This is a genomic window from Streptomyces sp. NPDC024632, assembly GCF_055559175.1.
Window position 1 is genome coordinate 710,303 of record NZ_JBVHLD010000002.1, and the last position, 24,032, is coordinate 734,334.

Genomic DNA, 24,032 nt, shown 5'->3' on the forward strand with positions numbered 1-24,032 from the left:
CCCCTCGCAGCCCCCCCCCCCCCCCCCCCCCCCCCCCCCCCCCCCCCCCCCCCCCCCCCCCCCCCGGGCCCGTTCTGCGGCAGCGGTCAGCGGTCAGCCGTTGCGCTTCCAGCGGGGCTTGCGGTCGTAGGAGGAGCCGGCGGCCGGGGCGGCGCCGGGGGCGCGGCGGTCGTCACGGTTGCCGTACGAGGGACGCGAGTCGCGGTCGCCGTAGGAGGGGCGGCTGTCGCGGCGGTCGTACGAGGACGACGTGGACGGACGGCTGCTGTCGCGGCGGTCGCGGTTGAAGGGACGGTCGCGGTCGTCGCGGCTGTTGTACGCGGGACGGCGGTCGTCACGGTTGCCGTACGAGGGGCGCGAGTCGCGGCTGTCGCGGCTGGTGTACGGGGTGGACGGACGGCCGCTGCGCTCGCCGTACGAGGGGCGGGAGTCACGACGGTCGTCGCCGCGGCGGTCGTCACGGTTGCCGTAGGACGGACGGCTGTCACGGCGGTCGTCGCGGTTGCCGTCACGGTTGCCGTACGACGGACGGGAGTCGCGGTTGCCGTCGCGGTTGCCGTACGAGGGACGGCTGTCACGGCGCTCGTCGCGGTTGCCGTACGAGGGGCGGTCGTCACGGTTGCCGTACGACGGGCGGCTGTCGCGACGGTCGTCACGGTTGCCGTACGAGGGACGGGAGTCGCGGTTGCCGTAGGACGAACGGTCGTTGCGGCGGTCGAAGTTGCCGCGGTCGTCGCGGCGGTCCTCGCGCTGCTCCGGCACGGGGGCCGGGGCGGCGGCGGCCAACGCGGCGGCCTCGGCGGCGAGTTCGGCGGCCTTGGCGGCCACCGCCTCCTCCGGGTCCTCGCCGCGCTCACGGGCCGAACGGGCGGTGAGGCGGTCGGCCTCCTCGCGCAGTTCGGTCGCGCGGCGCTGGAGCCGCTCCAACTGACGCGTGACGTCGGCGACTTCGCGCTCCGCCTGGAGAGCGGCGTTCTGTACGGCGTCGGCCTGGACGTCGGTCAGCGAGCGCGCGCCGGTGATCTTGGCGACGTCCTCGTCGAAGACGCCCGCGCCGCCGATGATGTGGCGCGAGGCGTCGACGCCCGCGTCCTCCATCAGCCGGAAGATCTGCTTGCGCTGGTGCGGCAGGGCGAGCGAGACGACCGTGCCGGACTCGCCCGCGCGGGCGGTACGGCCCGAGCGGTGCAGGTAGTCCTTGTGGTCGGCGGCCGGGTCGACGTTGAGCACCAGGCCGATGCCGTCGACGTGGATGCCGCGGGCGGCGACGTCGGTGGCGACCAGGACGTTGACCTGACCGGCCTTGAAGTCCTCAAGGGTGCGGGTACGGGCGCCCTGGGTCATGCCGCCGTGCAGCGCGTCGGCGCGGACACCGGCCTCGATGAGCTGCTCGGCGACGCGGTCGGCGCCCATCTGGGTGCGGACGAAGATGATCGTGCGGCCCTTGCGGGCGGCGATGGCGGCGGTGACCGGCGCCTTGTCCTTCGGCTTCACGACGAGCACGTGGTGGCTCATGGTGGTGACGGCGCCCTGGGCGGCGTCCACCTCGTGGGTGACCGGGTCGACCAGGTAGCGGCGGACGAGGCTGTCGATCTCGTTCTCCAGCGTCGCGGAGAACAGCAGGCGCTGGCCGCCCGCCGGGATGAGGTCGAGGATCTCGGTGACCTCGGGCAGGAAGCCCATGTCGGCCATCTGGTCGGCCTCGTCGAGGACCGCGATCTGCACCTGGTCGAGCACGGCGGAGCCGCGGTTGATCAGGTCGCGCAGCCGGCCGGGGGTGGCGACGAGGACGTCGACGCCGCGGTCCAGCGCGTAGATCTGGTTCTGCATGGACGTGCCGCCGCAGACGACCTTCATCTTCAGGCCGAGGACGTCGCCGTACGGCTGGAGCGCGTCGGCCACCTGCATGGCCAGCTCGCGGGTCGGGGTGAGGATGACGCCGCGGGGGCGCTTGCGCTCGGTGTGGCCGCCGGACAGCAGGGTCAGCAGCGGCAGGCCGAAGGAGAGCGTCTTGCCGGAGCCGGTACGGCCGCGGCCCAGGATGTCCCGGCCCGCCAGCGCGTCCGGGATGGTCGCGGCCTGGATCGGGAAGGGGGTGGTGACGCCGTTCTGCGCGAGCTTGCGGACGATGCCGTCGGCGAGGCCGAGGTCGGCGAAGGTCACGGTGGGCTCGGCGTCGGTGTCGGCGTCGGTGTCGTCCTCGGCATCGGCCTCGGTGTCCGCGTCGATGACGTCGGCGATGCCGGTGGTGATGTCGGTGTCGAGGACGTCGGTCGCGTCGTCGGCACCGGTGATGTCGGTGATGTCGGTGTTCTCTGCGGTGTCGGCGGTGGTGATGTCCACCACGTCCGCTACGGCGAGGATCTCGTCGTTCTCGGGCATGACGGAACGGTCGGCACTGTCAATGGACATGCTGAAGCTAAACCTCTCGGAGACTTACGGCACGCGCCAGCTCCGTAGGTTGCTTACAACCGCCTCGATGCGGTCAGCCACAGGAGAAAAGGAACGCGCCACGCGGCGCACATCGGATCAGGCGCCAGGCAGTGGGATCAAACGATCTACCAGCATACGCATCTGTCGGCGCCTTTGCCAATCGCCTTCCGGACGGGGCGCTGACCAGCGGCGATACCGCCACGATGCGGTCAGCGGTCGCGGCGGTCCCCGCGCCGTTCGGCGCTCGGGTCGGGCGACCCGCTGGGGTCGGAGCTGGGGCTGGCGGTCGGCGGGTCGGTGGTCGGCGGCGCGGTCGGCGCGTCCGTCGTCGGCTGGCCGGTCGGCTGGGAGGCCGTCGGCGAGGGCTGGGCGGTCGGCTGCGGCGCCGAGGTGCCGTCGGACGCGGTCGGTACGCCGCCGGGTCCTGCCGGGCCGCCGCCCGCGCCGCCCGCCCGGGCCGTCGCGGGGGCCCGCGTGTCGCCGGGCGAGGCCGTACCGGTGACGGACGGGGACGGGGACATCGGGCCGCCGCCGCGGTGCGGGTCGCCCGCGCCCTGCGGGACCCGCGAACCGTCCGCGACGGTCCCCGCGCTCACGCCGGGCGCGTGCTTCGGCGCCTTGGGGTCGGACTCGCTCCCCGCGCTCACGCACGCCGCGACCCCGGCGGCCACCAGCGTGACGAGGACGGCGGACCGCAGCCCCGTACGGACGGCTCGGGCCCGGTCGCGGCGGGGGTCGCGGGGGCGGTCTGGGGCAGGGAGCACGTGTACGCACCTCGGGCTCGGTACAGGCGGACGCGTACGGTCGTACGGTCGTCGTACCGCCGCACGTCCGTACGCACCGGTCGGCGGTCGGATCGCCGTGTCCAACGCCGCGCCTCCCGCCAGGACACGCCCCGCGTCCCTGGCGTCACCCGTGGCGCGCAGCCGCGCCGCCGCCCGCGGCCGTCAGCGCGAAAGGGCCCCCGACACCGTCACCCGTACCCCAGGGCGTGCAGCCGCTCGTCGTCGATGCCGAAGTGGTGGGCGATCTCGTGCACGACGGTCACCTCCGTCTCGGCGACGACCTCCTCGCGCGTGGCGCACATCCGCAGCGTCGGGCCCCGGTAGACGGTGATCCGGTCCGGCAGCACCCCGGCGTACCACTCGCCGCGCTCGGTCAGCGGCGTCCCCTCGTACAGCCCGAGCAGGTCCGGCTCCCCCGGCGCGGGCTCGTCCTCCACGAAGACCGCCACGTTGTCCATCAGCCGGGTCAGCTCGCCGGGAATCCGGTCGAGCGCCTCCCCGACCAGCTCTTCGAACTCCTCACGCGTCATCTCCAGCACGCTGCCCATTGTCCGCCACCCCGCCGCGAAAAGCGTTTTGGCGAACCCCCGGCCCATCCCATATGCTGCACCCGTCCCCGACGTGCGCCTCGGCGCCCACGGTCGGCCATCCAGCCCTCATCGTCTAGTGGCCCAGGACGCCGCCCTTTCAAGGCGGTAGCACGGGTTCGAATCCCGTTGGGGGCACCACAGATCTCGGTCCGACGAGTCCGGCCCCGGCGCGATGTGCGTCGGGGCCGGGCTCGGTTCGGGGTGGGGGCGGGTGAGGGGCGGGGGTCAGCCGCGGGCTACGGCGATTTTGCCGGCCAGGCGTTCGCCGGACTCGTAGACCATGTAGGGGACGCCGTTCTCGGTGCCGAAGCTGGGGGCGGCGCTGCGGCCGTTGTCGGGGGCTCCGTCGGAGGAGTTGAAGAAGACGCCGAGGTGCTTGCGGAGGCTGAAGTCGTTGCCGACCTCGGTGATCATCAGGTCGCCGCCGTGCGCCTTGTCCTTGTTGTAGGTGACGTACGCGCTGCCGTCGCGGGTGAGCAGGTGGGGGCCGCCGACGTCGCCCGCGCCGACGTCGGTGTGGCGGATGAGGGGCGTCTGGGAGAAGGTCCAGTTGCGGGCGTCCGCCGACCAGCCCCAGCCGATGTCACGGTGGTTGGTGGTGTTGTTCAGCATGAACAGCATGACGAAGTGGGCGTTCTTCGCGGGGAGTTCGTGGGCGAAGACCCGGGCGTAGGAGGTCTCGGTGGTGCCGGACGGCAGCATCGAGGTCGACAGGACCACCTTGTCGTACGTGAAGTGGATGCCGTCCTTGGACCGGGCGAGCCGGGTCGTGGTGTTCTCGCCGTGGAAGTAGAGCCACATCTCCTTGGCGCCCTCGACCCATATGACGTGCGGCGACGAGACATGGCTGACCGAGTAGTGGGGCGACCACGTGCGGGAGACGACCGGGTTGCCCGCGTACTCCGTGAACGGGCCCTCGATGTGGTCGCCGTAGGCGAGGCAGACGCCGCCGGGGGCGTCGTGCGGCGCGTAGTAGAGGTAGTAGCGGCCGAGCGGCGCGGTGAGGCGGCCGACCGTGCCGCGTATGCACGGGAAGATGATCTCGCCGGTCGGGTTGTACGCGAGCTGAGACGGCGTCAGAAGGGTCTTGACGTAACGGTAGTCGGGGAATCCGCCGGGGGTGGCGGCCGAGGCCGTCGCCGTGCCCGCCGTCGTGCCCACGGCGAGGGCGGCGGAGGTGGCGACGGCCCCGCGCAGGATGACGCGACGGCTCGGGCTCTGCGGACTCTGCGGGATCTGCGGGTTCTGCTGCTCTGACATGGGGAACTCCGTCCCGGAGGGATGTCGGAAAGGGCAGAAGTGCGGGAAGTACGGGAAGCGGGAAGTACGGGACGTACGAAGGAACGCGGACGAGCCGCTCAGAGGTACTGCACGGCCGTGACGCAGAAGCCGCCGAGCGCGACGCACCAGACGTACGGCAGCGTGCGGACCATCACCGTCTGCGGGGTGACGCCCGCATACTGAGCGGCCCAGACCGTCTGCGTACTGGTCGGGTCGGCGACGCCGAAGACCTGGTTGTACGAGGTGGTCAGGCCGAGGACGGCGATCGCCGGGTACACGCCCGCGGCGATCAGGACCCCGGCGATGCCCGCGCCGAGACCGAACACGTTCAGCGGCCCGCGGTAGAGGCACAGCGGCACGAGCACGGTGAAGACCAGGACGAACAGCACGGCGTTCTGCGGGCTGACGGCCTTCACGAGCGGTTCGAGCGCGTCGACCGCGCCGGGCAGTTTCACCGCCGCCAACAGGATGCCGATGGAGATGAAGAGCGTGATCGGCGGCGCCGCGACCTCGAATCCGGCGTAAAGCGTACGCAGCAGCCGCTTGTTCATCTCGCGCGGCCGGGTGGTGGTGACCAGGGCGTAGAGCACGCCCGCCAGCAGCGACGGGATGATCGCGATGTCGAAGCCGAGCGCGAGGATCAGCGGCACGGCGGGGGTGAACAGCGCGTACCAGGGCGCGTCGCCGAGCTGCTTGCGGCGCGTGCCGGAGTTCGGCCCGGGCCGCTCGGCCACCGACTTGAGGGACCAGGAGTGCTCGACGCCCTTGCGGCGGTTCTCGATCAGGACGAAGAGGACCGCGGCGACCAGCGCGAACGGGAACAGCTTGATCATGAAGCCGCGCACGGTGTGCACGGGCAGTTCGAGCGCCGTGGAGAAGAACTGCCAGACGGGCAGTTCGAACGGCATGCCGGCGGCGATGCCCATCAGGATCGTGCCCGCGGCGGTGGCCTTGGGGATGCCGACGGCGATCATCGCGGGGATGCCGATGATGCCCGCGAGCATCGCGGCGGGCGCCGAGCCGGTGACCGTGCCGACCAGCGTGGAGACGGCCAGCACGCCGAGCGCGACCACCACGGGCCGGTCGCCGCCGAATTCGACGATCTTGCGGACGAGGGTGCCCGCGATGCCCGTCTCGTCCAGCAGCTTGCCGAGCCACGACCCGAGCAGGATCGCGATCATGGTGGCGGCCAGCGCCGGGGCGCCCTCCTGGAGCACCGTGTCCAGCACGCTGTTCTTGCCGGTCAGCGGCGCCCCGGAGACCAGGGCGATGGCGACGGCCAGCAGGATGAGTGCGAAGGCCGTGGGGAGCTTGCGGGTGAGCATCGCGGCGACACCCGCCGCCATGATCAGCAGAATGACGACACCCATGGCGTCACTTCTCTCTTCCGTGCGGTGTGCGTCTCCGCGGGGTCCGTGTTTGCGGGGTACGTGTTTGCGGGGTCCGTGTTTGCGGGGTGGTCGCCCCAGGGGCGCGTGTCCCCGGCGACGCGGTCACCCACTCGGCGAGCGCCGCCGTCAGCAGCAGCGGACTGCGGCCGAGACCGCAGACCGTACGGGCGTACGCGTGCGCCGCGATCTCGTCGGCGCCGGCGACGTGCCCGTACCAGCGGCGGCTGCCGAGCCGCAGCACGACATGGCCGAGCGCGCGCCTCAACTCGGCCTTGGCCGGCCCGTGGTGGAGCCGCGCGTGCGCGGCCTCGTGGGCGACGGCCGCGGCGCGGACGGAACCGGCCGGGTACCAGTCGCGCCAGCCGAGCCGCTCCGCGAGGCCGTCGGCCGCCGCGATCGTGTCGGTGAACAGCTCGATGGCGTCGGGCCGCGAGGTGTAGCGCGCCAACAGGCCCATTTCCAGGCCGCCGTCGCTCTCCACGACGTCCGCCGCACACGCGACGGGTGCGAGCGCGGCACCGAACTCGGCCGCCGCGCGGGCCCATTGACGCAGCAGCGCGGGGTCGCGGCCCTCGTGGGTCGGGGTGCCCGCGAGCAGCCGCACGCCGAACTCGACGTCGTCCAGGTCGGCGAGGCGGCGCAGCGCGGCCAGGTCGGGCGTACGGGTCAGGACGGATGCCGTCATGTCCGTGCCTCCACAACGGCCACCACCGGCTCGTCGGCGGCGCGGCTGCTCAGTTCGCTGCGGGCGAGCGCGAGCAGCGACTGGGGTTCCACGACGCCCGACAGGTCGGAGATCCGGGACCCGATGAGCAGCCGCAGCGCGGGCGCGCGGACCCCGCCGTCGCCGTACGAGGTGACCTCGTCCACGAGCGTGGCGAGGACTTGGGGCGCGGCACCCGCCGTGGTGGTCTCGACGCGGGCGTCGGGCGAGTGCAGCCGGACGACTCCGTCGGCGTCCACGACCCGCACGGGGTGGCGGGTGGCGCGGTACCGGCGGCGCAGCTCCGTGCCGTACACGGTGTGCGAGGGCGTGCCCGCGAGCACCCGCACCTCGGCGGGGTCGGCCTTGAGGCTGGCGGCGGCGGCGCGCAGCCGTTCCCCGTCGTCGGCGCGGTGGGCCCGGTCCTGGGTACGTAGTTCGGTGGCGCCGGTGGCGACCGCGCGTACGGTGCTGGTCTGCGGGTCGACGGTGACCTCGACCTCGACGCCGTCGGCGGCGGCGCCCTGGGCGACGACCGCGCGTTCCGCCTCGGCCCGTACGGCCAGGATCTGTTCCTGTCCGGCGCCCGGGATGATCCGCTCGATCTGCTCGCGGACCAGCGCGAGGGCGACCCCGATGGGGCTGATGACCTCGCTGTGGGCGGCGATCCTGCCCTCGCGTTCGCAGACGACGGCCAGGTGCGGTGTCACGGACGCGGCGCCGCCGCCCCCGCCGACCAGGACGGCGTTGTCCTTGTCCAGGCGGTACTCGGAGATCAGGGTGTCGACCACGGCCTTCACCTGGGCCGTACCGGCGTCGAGCACCTGGGTCGCGGCGGTGGCGACGTCCACGCCGAGCGCGGCGGCCAGCGGCGCCAGCGCGGCCTTGGCCGTCTCCTGGTCCGAGCGGGCGAAGTCGCCCTCGGGGACCCGGCCGAGCGCGTTGGCCGCGCAGGTCATGGTGATCGCGAACCGGCCGCCCGCGGCGTCGAGGACCGCGTAGTCGGCGGGGTCGTCGGCGAGCGGGCTGACCGTGGCGAGCGCGGCGTCGCGCAGGTCGTCGGGGTCGGCGAAGCAGGCGTACGGCAGGCCCGCGATGTGGGCGCTGCGCGGTCCGACCGCGGTGACCTTCCGGCCGGAGCCGCCGGTCCTGCCCGTACCGCCCGTACCGCCCGTACCGCCCGTACTGCCCGTACCGCCCGTACCGCCCGTACCGCCCGTCCCGCCGCTGATCCTGACCATGGACCCGCCGCCGACGCCGACCGTCCGCACGTCGAGCGCGGACAGATAGGACGTCTTGCCGAGGATCGTGGCGTGCCGGACGGCGACCTTGCCGCGCCGTACGACGCTGATGTCGGTCGAGGTGCCGCCGGTCTCCAGGAACAGGCCCTCGCTGATCCGCTCCTGCATCAGGGCGCCCGCGACGCCGGCCGCGGGTCCCGACAGGACGGTCAGCAGCGGCCTGCGCCGCATCTCGTCCAGCGACATCACGCCGCCGTCGCAGCGCATCACCATGAGCGGGGACGTGACGCCCGCCTTGGTGATGGCCGCGTCGACCAGGTCGGCGGTGGCGAGCATGCGCGGCAGGATCGCGGCGTTGACCACGGCGGTACGGGTCCGCTTCTGGAGCCCGTACAGCGAGGTGATCCCGTGGGCCGCCGTCATCGGCAGGCCCTTGCCGCGGGCCGCTTCGAGCACGGCCTCCTCGCCCTCGGGGCGGTCGACGCTGAACGGCTGGCTGGCGACGAGGACTTCGGCGCCTTCCCGTACGACCTCGTCGACGGCCCTGCGCACATCGGCCGCGTCGTCGGGGTCGGCGACATGGGCGTAGTGCAGCGGGAGCCGCTTGCCGGGGGTGAGTTCGAGGTTGCGGAAGGACGCGAGCCGACGGGTGAACGCGGCCCCCGGACCCGTACCGATGCCGATCAGGCCGACGGTGGCGACGTCACCCTCCAGGAGGGCGTTGGTAGCCTGGGTCGTACCGTGGGCCAGGAACGCGACGTCCTCAGGGGCGTTCCCGGTCTGCTCCAGCAGGCGGTCGAGCGCTTCGACGATGCCGTGGGCTACGCCGTCCTCGTGGTGGTGGCTGGTGGGCACTTTCACCTGCCCCCGGAGTTCGAGGGTCGCGGCGTCTACGGCCACGGCGTCGGTGAAGGTCCCGCCCACGTCGATGCCGACGCGGATACGGTGGGTGGTCATGGTCTGGGCACCTCCTTGTGCAGTGTTGGCGAATACGCGGGCGGTGGGCCGGGCGGGGCAGGTGGAGCTGCTTCCGTCCGGCCGTTCTCCCTTGGGGGCGGCAGGTCCCGCTCAGTAGCCGCGCACGTCGGGCCAGTGGCGCTGAATCCCGGCGCGGTCGAGCACGGCGGCGAACGCGTCGAACCGCTTGTCCTCGGCCTGGACCCGGTGCGGTTCCACGCCTTCGGCGAGGCAGTGGGCGGCGAGGGCACCGGCGACCTCGCCGATGTTCCACTCCACCGGGTGCAGCCGGTAGCAGCCGTTGGTGATGTGGGTGGTGCCGATGTTCTTGCCCGCGGGCAGCAGATTGCGGACCCTGCGCGGGATGAGCGCGCCGAGCGGGATCTCGAACGGCACGGAGCCGATGTCGATGTAGTTGTCACCTCCGGTGGACGGGTGCAGGTCGATGCGGTAGCCGCCGACGCCGACCGAGTCGCGGTACGTGGTGCCGCCGTGCGGGCCGACGAGGTCGATCGCGAGGTCCTGCTCGGTGATGGTGGTGACGGCCTTGATCCGGCGGGACTCGCGGACGTACGGCGCCTTGGCCAGGCCGTCCGCGGTGCCGGTGATGTCGGGGCGGAGCCTGAGGCCGGGGAAGCCCTTGCCGCCGTCGGCGCGCGGCGCCTCGGTCTGGAGCCAGTACAGGACGGACAGCGACAGCTGCCGCGCCTCGGCCACGGCCTGGGCCGAGGTCTCGGGGCCCGCGCCGATCAGCGGCTTGAGCCAGTAGTCGTTGAGCGGCCAGTTGACGAGCGTGATGTCGGAGTCGAAGGCGCCGGGCCGGTGCAACCGGCGGGCCAGAATGCGGCGGAAGCCCCACAGCTCCTTGTCGCCCGCGTCCTCCGACTGGTCGGCGTTGACGTCGAGCGGGTCGAGGTCGGGGTTGGGGACGAAGGTGCGCGGCACCGCTTCGAGCGTGCGCGGGTCGGGGGCGAGGAAGCCGAGCAGCGGGCCCGGCCAGAAGTCGGGGCGGTAGTCCCGCCAGAACTCGTAGTCGGCGGGCTTGTCGATGGTGTGGTCCTCGCCCTCGTGGTGCGAGAGCGCGAAGCACACCGTGATGCCCTGCTGGTTGAGCGGGTCGGCGGTCTCCGGGGCGTGCGGCTCGCCGAATTCGTCGCGCGACTCGGCGCCGACGGCGTGTTCGACACCGGCCAGCTCCAGCAGTTCGCCGGTCTCGGTCGCGTCGATCACGTACCGCGCCGCGATGGTGCGGCGGCTGCCGTCGCGCAGGCTCTCCACCGTGACGGACCGTACGGTGTCGTCCTCGGCCGCCGCCGCGACCGGGCGGTGCTCGGTCAGCAGCGTGAGGCGGCCGGACGCGAGGTGCGGCGCGAGCATCGACTCCAGCACGGCGAGGCCGACGCGCGGCTCGTGGCAGAGCTTGCTGACCCGTCCGGCGCCGGGGTTCAGCTCGGTGAGGGCCAGCGCCTCCGAGCGCATCGGGTACCACTGGCGGTAGTACGACCTGATGGATTCCCGCAGGTGGCGGTATGAGGCGGTGGTGCCGAACTGTTCCACCCACGGGTGCTCGTCCGGCGGGACGGCCTGCGAGGTGAGCTGGCCGCCGATCCAGTCGGTCTCCTCGGTCAGTACGACGCCGCGCCCGGCGCGGCACGCGGCGAGTGCCGCCGCCACGCCGCCGAGGCCGCCGCCGACGATGAGAATGTCCGGTCCGGGTTTCACGAGTCTCCTTGAGGTGGTGCGTACCGCCTGCGGCGGTGCTGTCGAAAGATTGCGCGGTGCGTCGGATGACAGCTCTGTCCGGTACCCCGGACCCTCCGGCGTCCGGTTCGCCGAGGACGCCCTACGGCCACGTGCCCTGACGCCGACCGGCCGCGGGGCCCCCGCCCGTTAAGGGCTCCGCCCCCAAAGGCCCCGGCCCCCCGGGGCGTGGGCTCGCGGCGAGCGGGCCGCCGAGCACCGGGCCACCGGGGCGAGGGCCCACGGCGAGCGGGCCGCCGAGCACCGGCTCCCCGGCGCGAGGGCTCGTGGGCGGCGGGCACGGCGGGTGGGGGGTCATGGGCGTGGGTCCCGGGGCCGCGCCGGAGGCGGTCCCGCGCTGGCGCCCGGCCGGAAGGGGCAGGCCACCAGCGGCTCGGTGGCCGCCGCGATGTCCTCGCCCGCCACGAGGGCGGCCAGCATGCGGACGGCCGCGGCGCCCAACTCCGGCCGGGGGATGTCGAATCCGGTGGGCACCGGCTCGCCCGCGAGGTCGGGCGGCGGGCTGCCGAGCAGGGCGAGCGAGGCGTCGCGCGGGGCCTCGATCCCGGCGGCGCGGGCGGCGCCGCGCAGGGCCCGCCACGCGCTGCCGGTGTCGGTCTCCTCGGCGACGAACGCGGTGACGCCCTCGGCGAGCCAGCCGCGCAGCCGCTCGGGCGTCAGCTCGCGCTCGGGCGCCGCCGAGCGGAAGACGGCCGCGGGGCCGCCGGGCAGCCCGGCCGCCTCCAGGCCCTTGAGGAAGCCGTGTTCACGGTCGGTCGACGCGGGCGCCTCGTCGTCCTCGCGTACGAGCACGATCCGGCGGTGGCCGAGCTCCGCGAGCCGGGCCACGACCTCACGGGTGGCGTTGACGTAGTCCGCGCCGACCCAGGGCAGGCCCTCCAGCTCGTCCCTGCGGCCGATGTGGACCACGGGGAAGCCGTCGCCGACCAGGCGGCTCAGCTCCTGCGCGGGCGCGTGACGGCCGAGGAAGAGACAGCCGTCCGCCAGCCGGACCCGGCTCAGCGCCTCGGGTCCGGCGGCCCCCGCGCCGCCGGAACTGGAGCCGGTGAAGAGCACCAGGTCGTAGCCGCGCGCGGCGGCCTCCTGCTCGACGCCCACCAGGAACGGGTAGTACGAGTGCTGCACGTCGGTGGGGAAGGTCGCGGTGAAGCTGAAGACGCCCAGCAGGTCGTTGCGGGCGGCGGCCAGCCTGCGGGCGGCCGGGTCGGGGACGTATCCGAGGCTGCGCGCGGCGTCGAGCACCTTGCGCCGGGTCTCCTCCGAGATCGCGACACCCTCCCGCTTGCCGCCGAGCACCAGCGAGACCGTGGCCTGCGAGACGCCCGCGAGCCGCGCGACCTCCGCCTGGCGCGGCCGTGACGTGCGCCCGGTCGGCGAGGGCGCCCGGCCCGGCCGGGATCGCTTCCTGGGTTCGTCCACCTGTGCTCCTCCTTCGTTAATGCGCATTAGTAATGCGCATTAACGAGCACTGTGGACCTTGCCACGCGTCACGTCAAGAGGATGGACCGCATTTTCCGGCCACGCCCGCGCGCCCCGCCGACCTGTGGTTATCGTCGGGAGCGCCGTCTTGGGTGGCGGGAAACCTTGTCCCGCTGGGGCCGCGGCGCCTCATCGGCGGCCGTCGGCGTCACCGTCCCCCCGGCCGCTCAGGGAGCGGCCGGGCGGGACACATCCGCGCGGAACGTATCGGCGCGGGAGGGTATCGGCGCGGGAACCTGCACCGGCCGAGGACGTACGAGCCAAGGACGTACGAGTCGAGGACGTACGAGCCGAGGACGTACGAGCCGTTACGGCTTGTACGCCACTCCCCCGTACATCGCGACCTGCGAGTCGTCGACCGTGCCCTCGGCGGCCGGGTCCGGGCGCCAGTTGTGGACGAGGGTGACACCGGGCTCGACCAGGTCGAGGCCCGCGAAGAAGGGCAGCACCTCGGCGTGGGTCCGGTTGCGGGCGGGCATGCCGCGCTTGGTGTACTCGGCGACGACACCCCCGATCGGCTTCGGGCTGGAGTCGGTGGTGACCGTGGAGATCGCCAGGTAGCTGCCGGACGGCAGGATGTCCACGTACTGCTTGACCAGGTCGTACGCCTTCTGGTCGTCCGTGACGAACTGGAGCACGGCGATGATCGACAGGGCGACCGGCCGGGACAGGTCCAGGGTCTCGGCCAGCTCGGCCGAGCCCAGGATCGCCGCCGGGTCCTTCATGTCCGCGTGGATGTAGGCGGTACGGCCCTCGGGCGTGCTGGTCAGCCGGGCGCCCGCGTGGGCCAGCACGATCGGGTCGTTGTCCATGTAGACCACGCGCGCGCTCGGGGTGACGCCCTGCGCGACCTCGTGGAGATTCGGCGAGGTCGGAATGCCGGTGCCGATGTCAAGGAACTGGTCGATGCCCTGCTCGGCCATGAAGCGGACGGCCCGGTGCATGAATTTACGGTTCTCACGCATCGATATCCGCAGACTGGGCCAGCCGCTCAGCATCTGCTCGGCGGCCTCGCGGTCCAGCGGGTAGTTGTCCTTGCCGCCGAGAATGTAGTCGTACACGCGTGCCGAGTGCGCGACGCTCGTGTCGATCTCGGGCGGCTCGTAGTTCGCAGGCCGCCGCGTCCAGGCCATGTCGTCGGGCATCCGCTGTTCCTCCTGAGTACGCCTGCGTTAAGTAAGTGATGAGCGTCAGGAAACCGGGAGGCTGGCCTGTCCAGCCTCCCAGCCCTGGGAGAAGACGTCGAGTTCGATCTGCGTGAAGATCAGCGCGGGACCTTCCGGATCAGTGGACTGGCGGACCGCGTAACGGCCGTCGGGAAGCCTGCGGACCTCCACGCAACTGCCGCCGTTGCTCCCGCTCCACGGCTTGTGCCAGCCTTCCGCTCCCAGCGTGAGAACAGCGTTGTGTATGCGATTCACTGGCCTAGAGCTCCTTGCGAATGGCACCGAGGAATTCTCCGGTGCGTTGTACTGGCAGGGCGTGGGCGCACATACGGTCCAGGGCTTCCTGGAACGTCGTGACATCGTCGTACTCGTCGAGATAGACGGCGCCGACGAGATTCTCGACATAGACGATGTCGGAGATCTCCTCGTGCGGGAATCGGAAGATGTGGAACGACCCGTACATGCCCTCGTGCGCGCAGATGCCGAAAGGCATCACCTGAAGCTTGATGTTCGGCTGTTCGGCCGCTTCGATGAGGCGGTCGATCTGGGCCCGCATGATCTCGGCGGGCACCATGGGACGGCGGAACACGGTCTCGTCCATGACCACCCACAATTCGGGCGGATTCGCGGAGGTGAGCAGTTGCTGCCGCTGTTTGCGGACGGCGACCCGGCGCTCGACCTCCTGGGCGGCCTTCTCCTCCGCGTCGTGGAGGCCGGCCCGCAGCACGGTCAGCGCGTATTCCTCGGTCTGGAGCAGGCCGGGGATGTAGTGGGGTTCGTAGGCCCGGATGAGGCTGGCCTCTTCCTCCAGGCTGACGTAACCGCTGAACCAGGTGGGCAGGGCGTCCCGGTAACGGTGCCACCAGCCGGGCTGGTTGGCCTCGCGGACGAGGGCGAGGAAGGTCCTGGCCTCGTCGCCCGGGACGCCGTACTCCTCCAGCAGCGTCTTGACGTAGGGGAGCTTCCACTTGCCCTTGGCCAGCTCCATGCGTCGGATCGTCAGAGGAGCCACGTCGAGGACGACGGCGGCGTCCTCGAACGACTTCCCGGCGGCGACCCGCAGGTCGCGCAATCGTCTGCCGAGCACCATCAGCCGAACGGTCGAGCCGCCCGACGACTGCGCAGCGGTCACGCCCCGGCTCCTCTCACCGAGTCCATGGGAGAAGTGTGCCACCCCCTCAGTGATATCCACACCTCGATTGCCTTCTCGGTGAAATTATCAAGATTAACCTTGCCCACTGAGCGCGTCGGGGCGCATAGTGGCCAGGTGACCACGTTCACGCACACGCGATGGAGAGGAATCTCCGCTGTGGGTTCACCTACCACCGATACCGTGAGTTCCCGTCTGACTACTCCCGGCATTGGCTCCGCTTCCCGTACGCCCCGCCCCCGTGCCGACGGCTGCACATTCGAACTGCTGGCATGCGGCGCGTCGGTTTCCGAGGCCCGGCGCCGTGCGCGCGCATATCTGACCGCGCGCGGATGCGGGCTGGACGCCTGCGATACGGCCGCTCTGTTGGTGAGTGAACTCGTCACCAATGCCGTGCGTCATACGACGAGCCCGACCGTCATCTGTTCCGTCCGGCGGGACGGCGTACGAGTCCGTATCGAGGTCGAGGACCACGGAAACGTCGGCGAGGGCCCGGTGATGCGCGACAGCGGCACCCATGAGGTCAACGGCCGCGGGCTGCTGCTGGTGGACGCGGTGTGCGACGAGTGGGAAGTGGCTCCGGGCCGCGACGGCATCGGCCGGATCGTGCGCGCGGTGTTCCGCGACGAGACGGTCTGACGGCCTCGCCCTCGCCCGCTCACCGGCACCCCGCGCCGCCCGCTCACCGAAAAGGACCACCTCGGGGGTCTGCTACGCTGATCCAGCGACGTGCCCCTGTCCCAGCGTGATCCTGCGGTCACTTTCTGGTCCCGGATCAGCGGCGGACAAGCGGTACGGAGCACCCGAGATCCTGTGCGAGAATTATCCCGCACAAGCTTGGTCCTGTGGAGCAGTTTGGAGTGCTCGCCACCCTGTCAAGGTGGAGGCCGCGGGTTCAAATCCCGTCAGGACCGCTGCGGCTGGGTAGCTCAGTTGGTACGAGCGACCGCCTGAAAAGCGGTAGGTCGCCGGTTCGACCCCGGCCCCAGCCACCGCACGACGTAGGCCCCGTCTCCGGACGGGGCCTACGTCGTTCCCGTGCGCCATGCGCCCCACCGTCACCGTGCGTACCGCCGCGGGGAAATGCGTTCGCCGCGCGCCCGCCGCAGATGCGATCCTGGACCGCGTATGTCTACCCAACCCACCTCCGCTGATCTCGCCGAACGGCTGCCGTCGCTGACTTTGCGCGACGAGCAGCGGCTCGGCCGCCGACTCGACGGCGCCCGCCGTATCCGCAAGCCGGAGGCGCGGGCCGCGGTGCTGGCCGAGATCGCCGCCGAGATGGACAAGGGCGAGGCGCGGCTGGCGGCCCGCCGCGCCGCCGTGCCGAGGATCAGCTATCCCGAGGCGCTGCCGGTCAGCCAGAAGAAGGACGACATCCTGGCGGCGATCCGCGACCACCAGGTGGTGATCGTCGCGGGCGAGACCGGCTCGGGCAAGACGACGCAGATCCCGAAGATCTGCCTGGAGCTGGGCCGCGGGGTGCGCGGCCTGATCGGCCACACCCAGCCGCGCCGGATCGCGGCCCGTACCGTCGCCGAGCGCGTGGCGGAGGAGCTGGCGACACCGCTCGGGGAGGCGGTCGGCTGGAAGGTCCGCTTCACCGACCAGGTCGGCGACTCCACGCTGGTCAAGCTGATGACCGACGGCATCATGCTCGCCGAGATCCAGACCGACCGCGAGCTGCGCGCGTACGACACGATCATCATCGACGAGGCGCACGAGCGCAGCCTCAACATCGACTTCATCCTCGGCTACCTGGCCCAACTCCTGCCGCGCCGCCCGGACCTGAAGGTGATCGTCACCTCGGCGACGATCGACCCGCAGCGCTTCTCCCGGCACTTCGGGGACGCGCCGGTGGTCGAGGTCAGCGGCCGGACGTATCCGGTGGAGGTCCGCTACCGGCCGCTGGCCGACGAGGGCGCGGACGGTGACGAGGGGGCCGACGACCGCGACCAGATCACCGCGATCTGCGACGCGGTCGACGAACTCCAGGCCGAGGGGCCGGGCGACATCCTGGTCTTCCTCTCCGGCGAGCGCGAGATCCGAGACACCGCGGACGCGCTGACCAAGAAGAACCTCCGCTCGACCGAGGTGCTGCCGCTGTACGCGCGGCTGTCGTCGGCCGAGCAGCACCGCGTGTTCCAGCAGCACAGCGGGCGCCGCGTCGTGCTGGCCACGAACGTCGCCGAGACGTCGCTGACCGTCCCCGGCATCCGGTACGTGATCGACCCCGGCACCGCCCGGATCTCCCGCTACAGCCACCGCACCAAGGTGCAGCGGCTGCCGATCGAGCGGATCAGCCAGGCCAGCGCCAACCAGCGCAAGGGCCGCTGCGGCCGTACGTCGGACGGCGTCTGCATCCGGCTGTACGACGAGGACGACTTCCTGTCCCGGCCGGAGTTCACCGACGCCGAGATCCTGCGCACCAACCTGGCCTCGGTCATCCTCCAGATGACGGCGGCCGGGCTCGGCGACATCGCGCGCTTCCCCTTCATCGACCCGCCGGACAGCCGGAACATCAAGGACGGTGTCCAACTCCTCGAAGAGCTGGGCGCGTTGGACCCCAAGGAGAAGGACCCGCGCAAGCGGCTGACCCCGCTGGGCCGCAAGCTCTCGCAGCTCCCGGTGGACCCGCGGCTCGCCCGTATGGTGCTGGAGGCCGACCGCAACGGGTGCGCGCGCGAGGTCATGGTGATCGCGGCGGCGCTGTCCATCCAGGACCCGCGCGAACGCCCCGCGGACAAGCAGACGCAGGCCGACCAGCAGCACGCCCGCTTCCGCGACGAGACCAGCGACTTCCTGTCCTTCCTCAACCTGTGGGGCTACGTCCGCGACCGGCAGAAGGACCTGTCCTCGTCGGCCTTCCGCCGCATGTGCCGCTCGGAGTTCCTGAACTACCTGCGCATCCGCGAGTGGCAGGACATCTACAGCCAGCTCCGTACGGTCGCCAAGTCCCTGGGCATCACGGTCACCGAGCCCAGGTCCGAGGACGACGCGGCCGATCCGGTACGGGTCCACCAGTCGTTGCTGGCGGGCCTGTTGTCGCACCTGGGGCTCAAGGACACCGACAAGAACGAGTACTTGGGCGCCCGCAGCGCGAAATTCGCCGTCTTCCCCGGCTCGGCGCTGTTCAAGAAGCCGCCGCGCTGGATCATGTCGGCCGAGCTGGTGGAGACCTCCCGGCTGTGGGCGCGGGTCAACGCGCGGATCGAGCCGGAGTGGGTGGAGCCGCTGGCCCAGCACCTGGTCAAGCGCACCTACAGCGAGCCGCACTGGGAGAAGGACCAGGCGGCCGTGATGGCGTACGAGCGCGTCACCCTCTACGGCGTCCCGCTGGTCGCCCAGCGCAAGGTCACCTACGGCCGGATCGACCCCGAGGTCTCCCGCGAGCTGTTCATCCGCAACGCGCTGGTCGAGGGCGACTGGCGCACCCACCACCAGTTCTTCCACGACAACCGCAAACTCCTCGGCGAGGTCGAGGAGTTGGAGCACCGCGCCCGGCGCCGCGACATCCTCGTGGACGACGAGACGCTCTTCGACTTCTACGACGCGCGGCTGCCGGAGGACGTCGTCTCCGGCGCCCACTTCGACTCCTGGTGGAAGCAGAAGCGGCGCGAAGAACCGGAGTTGCTGAACTTCGAGCACTCCATGCTGATCAACGAGAACGCGGAGGCCGTCACCAAGGACGACTACCCGGACTCCTGGCGGCAGGGCGCGCTCAAATTCCGCGTCACGTACCAGTTCGAACCGGGCGCCGACGCCGACGGCGTCACCGTCCACATCCCGCTCCAGGTCCTCAACCAGGTCTCGGCCGACGGCTTCGACTGGCAGATCCCGGGCCTGCGCGAGGAGGTCGTCACCGAGCTGATCCGCTCGCTGCCCAAGGCGATCCGCCGGCATTACGTCCCCGCGCCGAACTACGCCAAGAAGTTCCTGGAGCGCGCGGTCGCCGGGCCCGACCCCCTGCCGTCCGTGCTGGCGCGGGAGTTGCAGAAGATGGTCGGGGTGCCCGTCACCGGGGAGGACTTCGACCTCGGCAAGGTGCCCGAGCATCTGAAGATCACCTTCCGGGTGGTGGACGAGCGGCGCCGCAAGCTCGCCGAGGACAAGGACCTGGACGCGCTGCGGCTGCGGCTGAAGCCGAAGACGCGGGAGGCGATCACCAGGGCCTTCGAGTCGGCCTCCGACCCCGCGCTGGCCTCGGTCCAGCAGCGCACCGGGCTCACCGACTGGACGATCGGCGCGCTGCCGCGCACCTTCGAGGCGCGGCGCGCGGGCCAGCCCGTCAAGGCGTTCCCGGCGCTCGTCGACGAGGGCGCCACCGTGGCCGTACGGCTCTTCGACACCGAGCCGGAGCAGGCAGCGGCGATGTGGCGGGGCACACGGCGGCTGATCCTGCTCAACGTGCCGGTGAATCCGGCGAAGTTCGCCGCGGACAAGCTGTCCAACCAGCAGAAGCTGGCGCTCTCGCGCAATCCGCACGGCAGCGTGCAGGCGCTCTTCGAGGACTGCGCGACCGCCGCGGCCGACCGGCTGATCGCCGACCACGGCGGGCCCGCGTGGGACGAGGAGTCCTTCCGCAAGCTGTACGACGCGGTCCGCGCCGATCTGGTCGAGCTGACCTCGCGCAGCGTCCAGCGGGTCCAGCAGGTGCTGGCCGCCTGGCAGTCCTGCGAGCGGCGCCTGAAGGACACCACGAGCCTCGCGCTGGTCGCCAACCTCCAGGACGTACGGGAGCAGCTCGCGGGCCTGGTGCACGCCGGTTTCGTGACCGAGGCGGGGCTCAAGCGGCTGCCCGACCTGATGCGGTATCTGGTCGGCGTCGACCGCCGCCTCCAGCAGATGCCGACGGGGGTCCAGCGGGACACCACGCGGATGGAGAAGGTCCGGGAGATCCAGGCCGAGTACGGCGAGCTGCTGGCCGCCCAGCCGGCCGGGCGGCCGGTGCCGGCCGCGGTGCGGGACATCCGCTGGATGATCGAGGAGCTGCGCGTCAGCTACTTCGCGCACGCGCTGGGCACGGCGTTCCCGGTCTCCGACAAACGCGTCTTCAAGGCCCTCGACGACGCCTGGGCCTGACCGCCCCGCACCGCCCGGCCGCCCCCCGGCAACGAGTTCGACCCCACCCCCTGACCTGCTGTACAGTCTGTCTCGCAGCCGAGCCCAACAGGCTGTGACACCAGGTCCTGTGGAGCAGTTTGGAGTGCTCGCCACCCTGTCAAGGTGGAGGCCGCGGGTTCAAATCCCGTCAGGACCGCCGTACCGTCTGCCACTAGACCCGCACCTGCTCAGGTGCGGGTCTTTTCGCTGTCCCCGCAGACCGCACAACAGTACGTCGCAAGGCCCGTGCCTCCTCAAGGTGCGGGCCCTTTCGCTGTCCCCCGAAGCCGCGCCCGCTACGGCCTCCTCGTACCGCCGCGGGCGGGGCATCGGCGTCGGCGCGGAGAGCGCTCTCGGCCTACTCCCTCCGCACCGGGGGGAGTTCATTAGCGCACGGGGATCAAGATCCACAAGAGCCCAGCGTGTGACGGGAGTCACGGAAACCCGTTTCGGGAGTGGGGAACTCGACGCCCTCCGGAAGGCTCTCGATTTAATATGTGCAATTGCACCCCCCTGGGGACGACTCCGGCGCTAGCACGCAACCGCCCCCAGGACCCCACAGACCACGCCCCCGGCGCGCACGGAACGCCCACAAACCGCCCGCGCGGCCCCACATGACCCCGCACCGCCCCGGGCCGCCGCGGGCACGAAAAAGACCGCATCGGACCCGGCGGAGTCCGATGCGGTCTTGGTGAAGCTGGGTGGAGCTGGTAGAGCTCGTAGCTCCCTCCGGCGTCCCTGATGGGGGCAGGTGGCCTTCGGGCCGGGCGACGTATGGGGTGGGGGCCCCGTTGGCCGCCCAAAAGGGCTGTCAGGCCTCGCTGCGCTGCTGCGGAATGCCCGCCAACAGCGCGCGGACCTCCGCCTCGCGGTAGCGGCGGTGCCCGCCGAGCGTGCGGATGGATGTGAGCTTGCCGGCCTTTGCCCAGCGCGTGACCGTCTTCGGGTCGACGCGGAACATGGTGGCGACCTCAGCAGGGGTTAGCAACGGCTCGGCATCAGGGGTGCGAGCGGTCATGAGCGGCCTCCTCGAGAGAACCGAACCAACGCGGTTCTTTCCTCTAAATTCTGCACCTTGACCCACGTTGCCCGAAATGGCAGACGCGGGCCGAGTCGGTAATAGGACGAACGGCTTGTCCTCGGCACTACAACTACACCATCCGTCCAGCCTCGTCGGCCAAACCGATGGAATTGCCCTCTCAGGTGTTCAAGCTCGGCGGAAGCCGATGGACCATGCCATAGCGGACAGTCACACCAACGTGACGATCAGTCACAACCTGATCATCTGCCCCATCCCCACCTTCGAAACGAGTCCGAGGAGGACCCGATGTCCCATTTTGACACGAGACATGGTGATGCAGGCAAGAGTCCGCTTACGTGCTCTCCGTCACGCTTGGGCCATTACCGCCGCTCTCGATGCCAAAAGGCAAGCTGAGAGGCGGAAGAGACACAACGAGACAACAGAGGACCCGCGAACCCTGCGCCGAAGGTCACATCGGCCCATGCGTCGAACGCGGAGTCGATGCCAGGGCCAGAGCTTCGGCGCACATTCCGCCGGAGCCCCGACCGTGACCCGCGTCACGTCCCGCCTGCCCTCAACTGGAGAACTGAAGCTCCCTGACCGCCCGCCACCGGTCGGTCAGCCGCTCGTACGCCACCCCGGCCGCCGCCGAGTCCCCGGCCCGCAGCGCGGCGAGCCCCTCGGCCACATCGGCCGCCGAGCGGTCCTCCGCGAGCGTGTCCTGGCCCATCACGTGCACCAGGCCGCCGTAGTCCAGCTCGACCAGCGAGCGCGGGTGGAACTCCTCGAGCCAGCGCCCCACATCGATCAGCCCGTCGATCAACGGGCCCTCGTCCAGGGCGTCCTTGAGCACCCGCAGCGCCCGCGCGACCCGCCGCCTGGCCTGGACCATGGGCGTGCGGTACCGCAGCAGCGGCTCCTTCGACTCCCCCGCGCCCGACGGCTCGTACTCCCGCTCGTCGTCCCCGACGAGGGCGAACCAGCGCACCGGCACGTGCCAGGTGGCCGAGCGGATCCACGGCCGGGCGTCCGGATTCCGCTCCCGCCAGCTCTCGTGGTCGGCGGCGGCCTGCCGGCGTACGACCGGCGGCAGCATCGCGTCCAGCACCGGCTCGGGCAGCAGCTCCCCCACGTTCTCCAGGGCGAGCCAGCCGCGCAGCCGGGTGCGCCAGGGGCAGATGTGGGTGACGCCGGAGACCACGGCCACGAAGGCGTCGCCGCTCTCGTGCACCGGGACGGCCACCGGGGGCACCGGCAGGAGGTCGGCCAGGGACTGCCGTAGCTCGTCCTGAGCGGTACGCGTCAGCCCGGCCGACGCATACCGGTACCAGTGGGTGCGTTCGGGCTCTGGAAAGGCCGCCAGGGGCTCGTAGACCCGCAAATAGGCCGCGTACGGGACCAGTACCGGTGAACCGCCCACACCCGCTCCCTCGTCACGGCCTTGATGCTCCGATCGTCCCACGCGACCCCCCGCCCCGGAGGTGATCCCGGCCACTGTGAAAAACCGTCGCGGGATCACCGGAAACCCACACATGTACGCGGTCCCATGATCGCCCGCCCAGGGCCTACCCTTCTGCATATCCGGCCTCCCGCCACCCGCACGGGGAGCCGGAGGCCAGCAAGGCCAACCGGGTTCGCCCGGAAAAACTGGACTATGGGAGTCACCACCGTGACCGACGTACGACAGACCGACCGCTCCTCGTCAGTCGAGTCGACCGGCTCCACCGCGTCGACCGTCCTCGCCAAACTGTTCCGATCGGAACAGGGCGGGCACGAGCAGGTCGTCCTGTGCCAGGACCGCGCAACCGGCCTCAAGGCCGTCATCGCGCTCCACTCGACCGCCCTGGGCCCGGCCCTCGGCGGCACCCGCTTCCACGCCTACGCCTCCGACGAGGAGGCCGTCGAGGACGCGCTCAACCTCTCCCGCGGCATGTCGTACAAGAACGCGCTCGCCGGGCTCGACCACGGCGGCGGCAAGGCCGTCGTCATCGGCGACCCCGACACGCTCAAGACCGAGGAACTGCTGCTCGCCTACGGCCGGTTCGTGGCCTCGCTCGGCGGCCGGTACGTCACCGCGTGCGACGTCGGCACGTATGTCGCGGACATGGACGTCGTGGCCCGCGAGAACCGCTGGACGACCGGCCGCTCGCCGGAGAACGGCGGCGCCGGCGACTCCTCCGTGCTCACCGCCTTCGGTGTCTTCCAGGGCATGCGCGCCGCCGCGAAGACCCAGTGGGGCGAGCCGACGCTGCGCGGCCGCCGGGTCGGCGTGGCCGGCGTCGGCAAGGTCGGCCACCACCTGGTGGAGCACCTGCTGGAGGACGGCGCCGAGGTCGTGATCACCGATGTCCGCGCGGACGCCGTCGACCGGATCGTCGCCCGTCACCCGCGGGTCACCTCGGTGAGCGACGCGCAGGTGCTGGTGCGCACCCCGCTCGACGTGTACGCGCCCTGCGCGCTCGGCGGCGCCCTGGACGACGCGACGGTCGCCGCGCTGACCGCCACGGTGGTCTGCGGCGCGGCCAACAACCAGCTCGCCCACCCCGGCGTCGAGAAGGACCTCGCCGATCGCGGCATCCTCTACGCGCCGGACTACGTGGTGAACGCCGGTGGCGTGATCCAGGTCGCGGACGAGCTGCACGGTTTTGATTTTGACCGCGCGAAGACCAAGGCCACGAAGATCTACGACACGACTCTGGCCATTTTCGACCGGGCCAGGACCGACGGCGTCCCCCCGGCCGTGGCCGCGGACAGGCTCGCGGAACAGCGGATCGCGGACCGTACACCGGCTTCGGAATGGCTGCGTCCGGAGGGGTCCGCGTGACCGACAGCACGGCCCGATAGCAAGTTCGCGCTAGAAGAAGGTAAAATCGGCCCTGACCAGGCAGAACAGGGCCGTGAACGACCCCTGTTCCGACGCGTGTCGTGCGGGCGACGTACCGTGCGGCGTCGGAAGCAGGTACCGTTGTGG

Annotated in this window: 17 protein-coding genes and 4 tRNA genes; 7 read left to right on the forward strand and 14 right to left on the reverse strand. The window is 71.4% G+C overall.

The window, feature by feature from the left end:
• Positions 1-93 precede the first annotated feature (93 nt).
• The 3 genes from ACZ37P_RS06600 to ACZ37P_RS06610 form a co-directional block, all read right to left on the reverse strand.
• Complete coding sequence (locus ACZ37P_RS06600) at positions 94-2,412, reverse strand: DEAD/DEAH box helicase (protein WP_467345183.1); 2,319 nt, start codon at positions 2,410-2,412, stop codon at positions 94-96.
• A gap of 230 nt (positions 2,413-2,642) precedes the next feature.
• Positions 2,643-3,197 (reverse strand): hypothetical protein, encoded by a 555-nt coding sequence (locus ACZ37P_RS06605; protein WP_355336197.1) that lies wholly within the window; start codon positions 3,195-3,197, stop codon positions 2,643-2,645.
• Between the two features lie 209 nt (positions 3,198-3,406).
• Entirely contained in the window at positions 3,407-3,757 is a 351-nt protein-coding gene (locus ACZ37P_RS06610; protein WP_355336196.1) for a metallopeptidase family protein, read from the reverse strand.
• A 113-nt stretch (positions 3,758-3,870) separates the two neighbouring features.
• Between ACZ37P_RS06610 and ACZ37P_RS06615 the strand changes: the two genes are divergently transcribed.
• Positions 3,871-3,946, forward strand: a tRNA-Glu gene (locus tag ACZ37P_RS06615).
• 87 nt (positions 3,947-4,033) lie between these two features.
• Here ACZ37P_RS06615 and ACZ37P_RS06620 read toward each other — a convergent pair.
• From ACZ37P_RS06620 to ACZ37P_RS06660, 9 genes are all read right to left on the reverse strand, one after another.
• Positions 4,034-5,068 (reverse strand): glycoside hydrolase family protein, encoded by a 1,035-nt coding sequence (locus ACZ37P_RS06620; RefSeq protein ID WP_391042710.1) that lies wholly within the window; start codon positions 5,066-5,068, stop codon positions 4,034-4,036.
• 98 nt (positions 5,069-5,166) lie between these two features.
• On the reverse strand, positions 5,167-6,459 hold the full coding sequence (locus ACZ37P_RS06625) for a TRAP transporter large permease (RefSeq protein WP_355336186.1): 1,293 nt from the start codon (positions 6,457-6,459) through the stop codon (positions 5,167-5,169).
• 4 nt (positions 6,460-6,463) lie between these two features.
• Complete coding sequence (locus tag ACZ37P_RS06630; RefSeq protein WP_467345184.1) at positions 6,464-7,165, reverse strand: hypothetical protein; 702 nt, start codon at positions 7,163-7,165, stop codon at positions 6,464-6,466.
• Positions 7,162-9,381: a hydantoinase/oxoprolinase family protein gene (locus tag ACZ37P_RS06635; protein ID WP_467345186.1), complete on the reverse strand. Its 2,220-nt coding sequence runs from the start codon at positions 9,379-9,381 to the stop codon at positions 7,162-7,164. Before ACZ37P_RS06635 ends, ACZ37P_RS06630 begins: the two co-directional genes overlap by 4 nt.
• A 111-nt stretch (positions 9,382-9,492) precedes the next feature.
• Positions 9,493-11,103 (reverse strand): FAD-dependent oxidoreductase, encoded by a 1,611-nt coding sequence (locus ACZ37P_RS06640; protein ID WP_355336180.1) that lies wholly within the window; start codon positions 11,101-11,103, stop codon positions 9,493-9,495.
• A gap of 333 nt (positions 11,104-11,436) precedes the next feature.
• The gene (locus ACZ37P_RS06645) at positions 11,437-12,561 is read right to left on the reverse strand and encodes a LacI family DNA-binding transcriptional regulator (protein WP_391159396.1); all 1,125 of its coding nucleotides are present in this window, start codon (positions 12,559-12,561) and stop codon (positions 11,437-11,439) included.
• Between the two features lie 368 nt (positions 12,562-12,929).
• Entirely contained in the window at positions 12,930-13,766 is an 837-nt protein-coding gene (locus ACZ37P_RS06650; RefSeq protein ID WP_355336177.1) for an SAM-dependent methyltransferase, read from the reverse strand.
• 45 nt (positions 13,767-13,811) lie between these two features.
• Entirely contained in the window at positions 13,812-14,042 is a 231-nt protein-coding gene (locus tag ACZ37P_RS06655; RefSeq protein ID WP_355336175.1) for a DUF397 domain-containing protein, read from the reverse strand.
• A 4-nt stretch (positions 14,043-14,046) separates the two neighbouring features.
• Entirely contained in the window at positions 14,047-14,919 is an 873-nt protein-coding gene (locus ACZ37P_RS06660; RefSeq protein ID WP_355336173.1) for a helix-turn-helix domain-containing protein, read from the reverse strand.
• A gap of 24 nt (positions 14,920-14,943) precedes the next feature.
• On the opposite strand from ACZ37P_RS06660, the gene ACZ37P_RS06665 reads away from it, so the two are divergent.
• The 5 genes from ACZ37P_RS06665 to ACZ37P_RS06685 all read left to right on the forward strand — a co-directional run bounded on the left by ACZ37P_RS06665 (position 14,944) and on the right by ACZ37P_RS06685 (position 20,197).
• Entirely contained in the window at positions 14,944-15,576 is a 633-nt protein-coding gene (locus ACZ37P_RS06665) for an ATP-binding protein (RefSeq protein ID WP_355336171.1), read from the forward strand.
• A gap of 200 nt (positions 15,577-15,776) precedes the next feature.
• Positions 15,777-15,851 (forward strand) — tRNA-Asp (locus ACZ37P_RS06670).
• Between the two features lie 4 nt (positions 15,852-15,855).
• Positions 15,856-15,929 (forward strand) — tRNA-Phe (locus ACZ37P_RS06675).
• A 136-nt stretch (positions 15,930-16,065) separates the two neighbouring features.
• Positions 16,066-20,019 (forward strand): ATP-dependent RNA helicase HrpA, encoded by a 3,954-nt coding sequence (gene hrpA / locus ACZ37P_RS06680; protein WP_467345188.1) that lies wholly within the window; start codon positions 16,066-16,068, stop codon positions 20,017-20,019.
• A 103-nt stretch (positions 20,020-20,122) separates the two neighbouring features.
• Positions 20,123-20,197 (forward strand) — tRNA-Asp (locus tag ACZ37P_RS06685).
• Between the two features lie 654 nt (positions 20,198-20,851).
• On the opposite strand, the gene bldC is transcribed toward ACZ37P_RS06685, so the two are convergent.
• Together bldC and ACZ37P_RS06695 are read right to left on the reverse strand one after the other, a co-directional pair.
• On the reverse strand, positions 20,852-21,058 hold the full coding sequence (gene bldC / locus ACZ37P_RS06690) for a developmental transcriptional regulator BldC (RefSeq protein ID WP_003949541.1): 207 nt from the start codon (positions 21,056-21,058) through the stop codon (positions 20,852-20,854).
• 577 nt (positions 21,059-21,635) lie between these two features.
• Positions 21,636-22,481, reverse strand: coding sequence for a DUF8083 family protein (locus tag ACZ37P_RS06695; protein ID WP_355336167.1), 846 nt, complete (start codon positions 22,479-22,481; stop codon positions 21,636-21,638).
• Between the two features lie 234 nt (positions 22,482-22,715).
• On the opposite strand from ACZ37P_RS06695, the gene ACZ37P_RS06700 reads away from it, so the two are divergent.
• Positions 22,716-23,885, forward strand: coding sequence for a Leu/Phe/Val dehydrogenase (locus ACZ37P_RS06700; protein ID WP_355336165.1), 1,170 nt, complete (start codon positions 22,716-22,718; stop codon positions 23,883-23,885).
• Positions 23,886-24,032 lie beyond the last annotated feature (147 nt).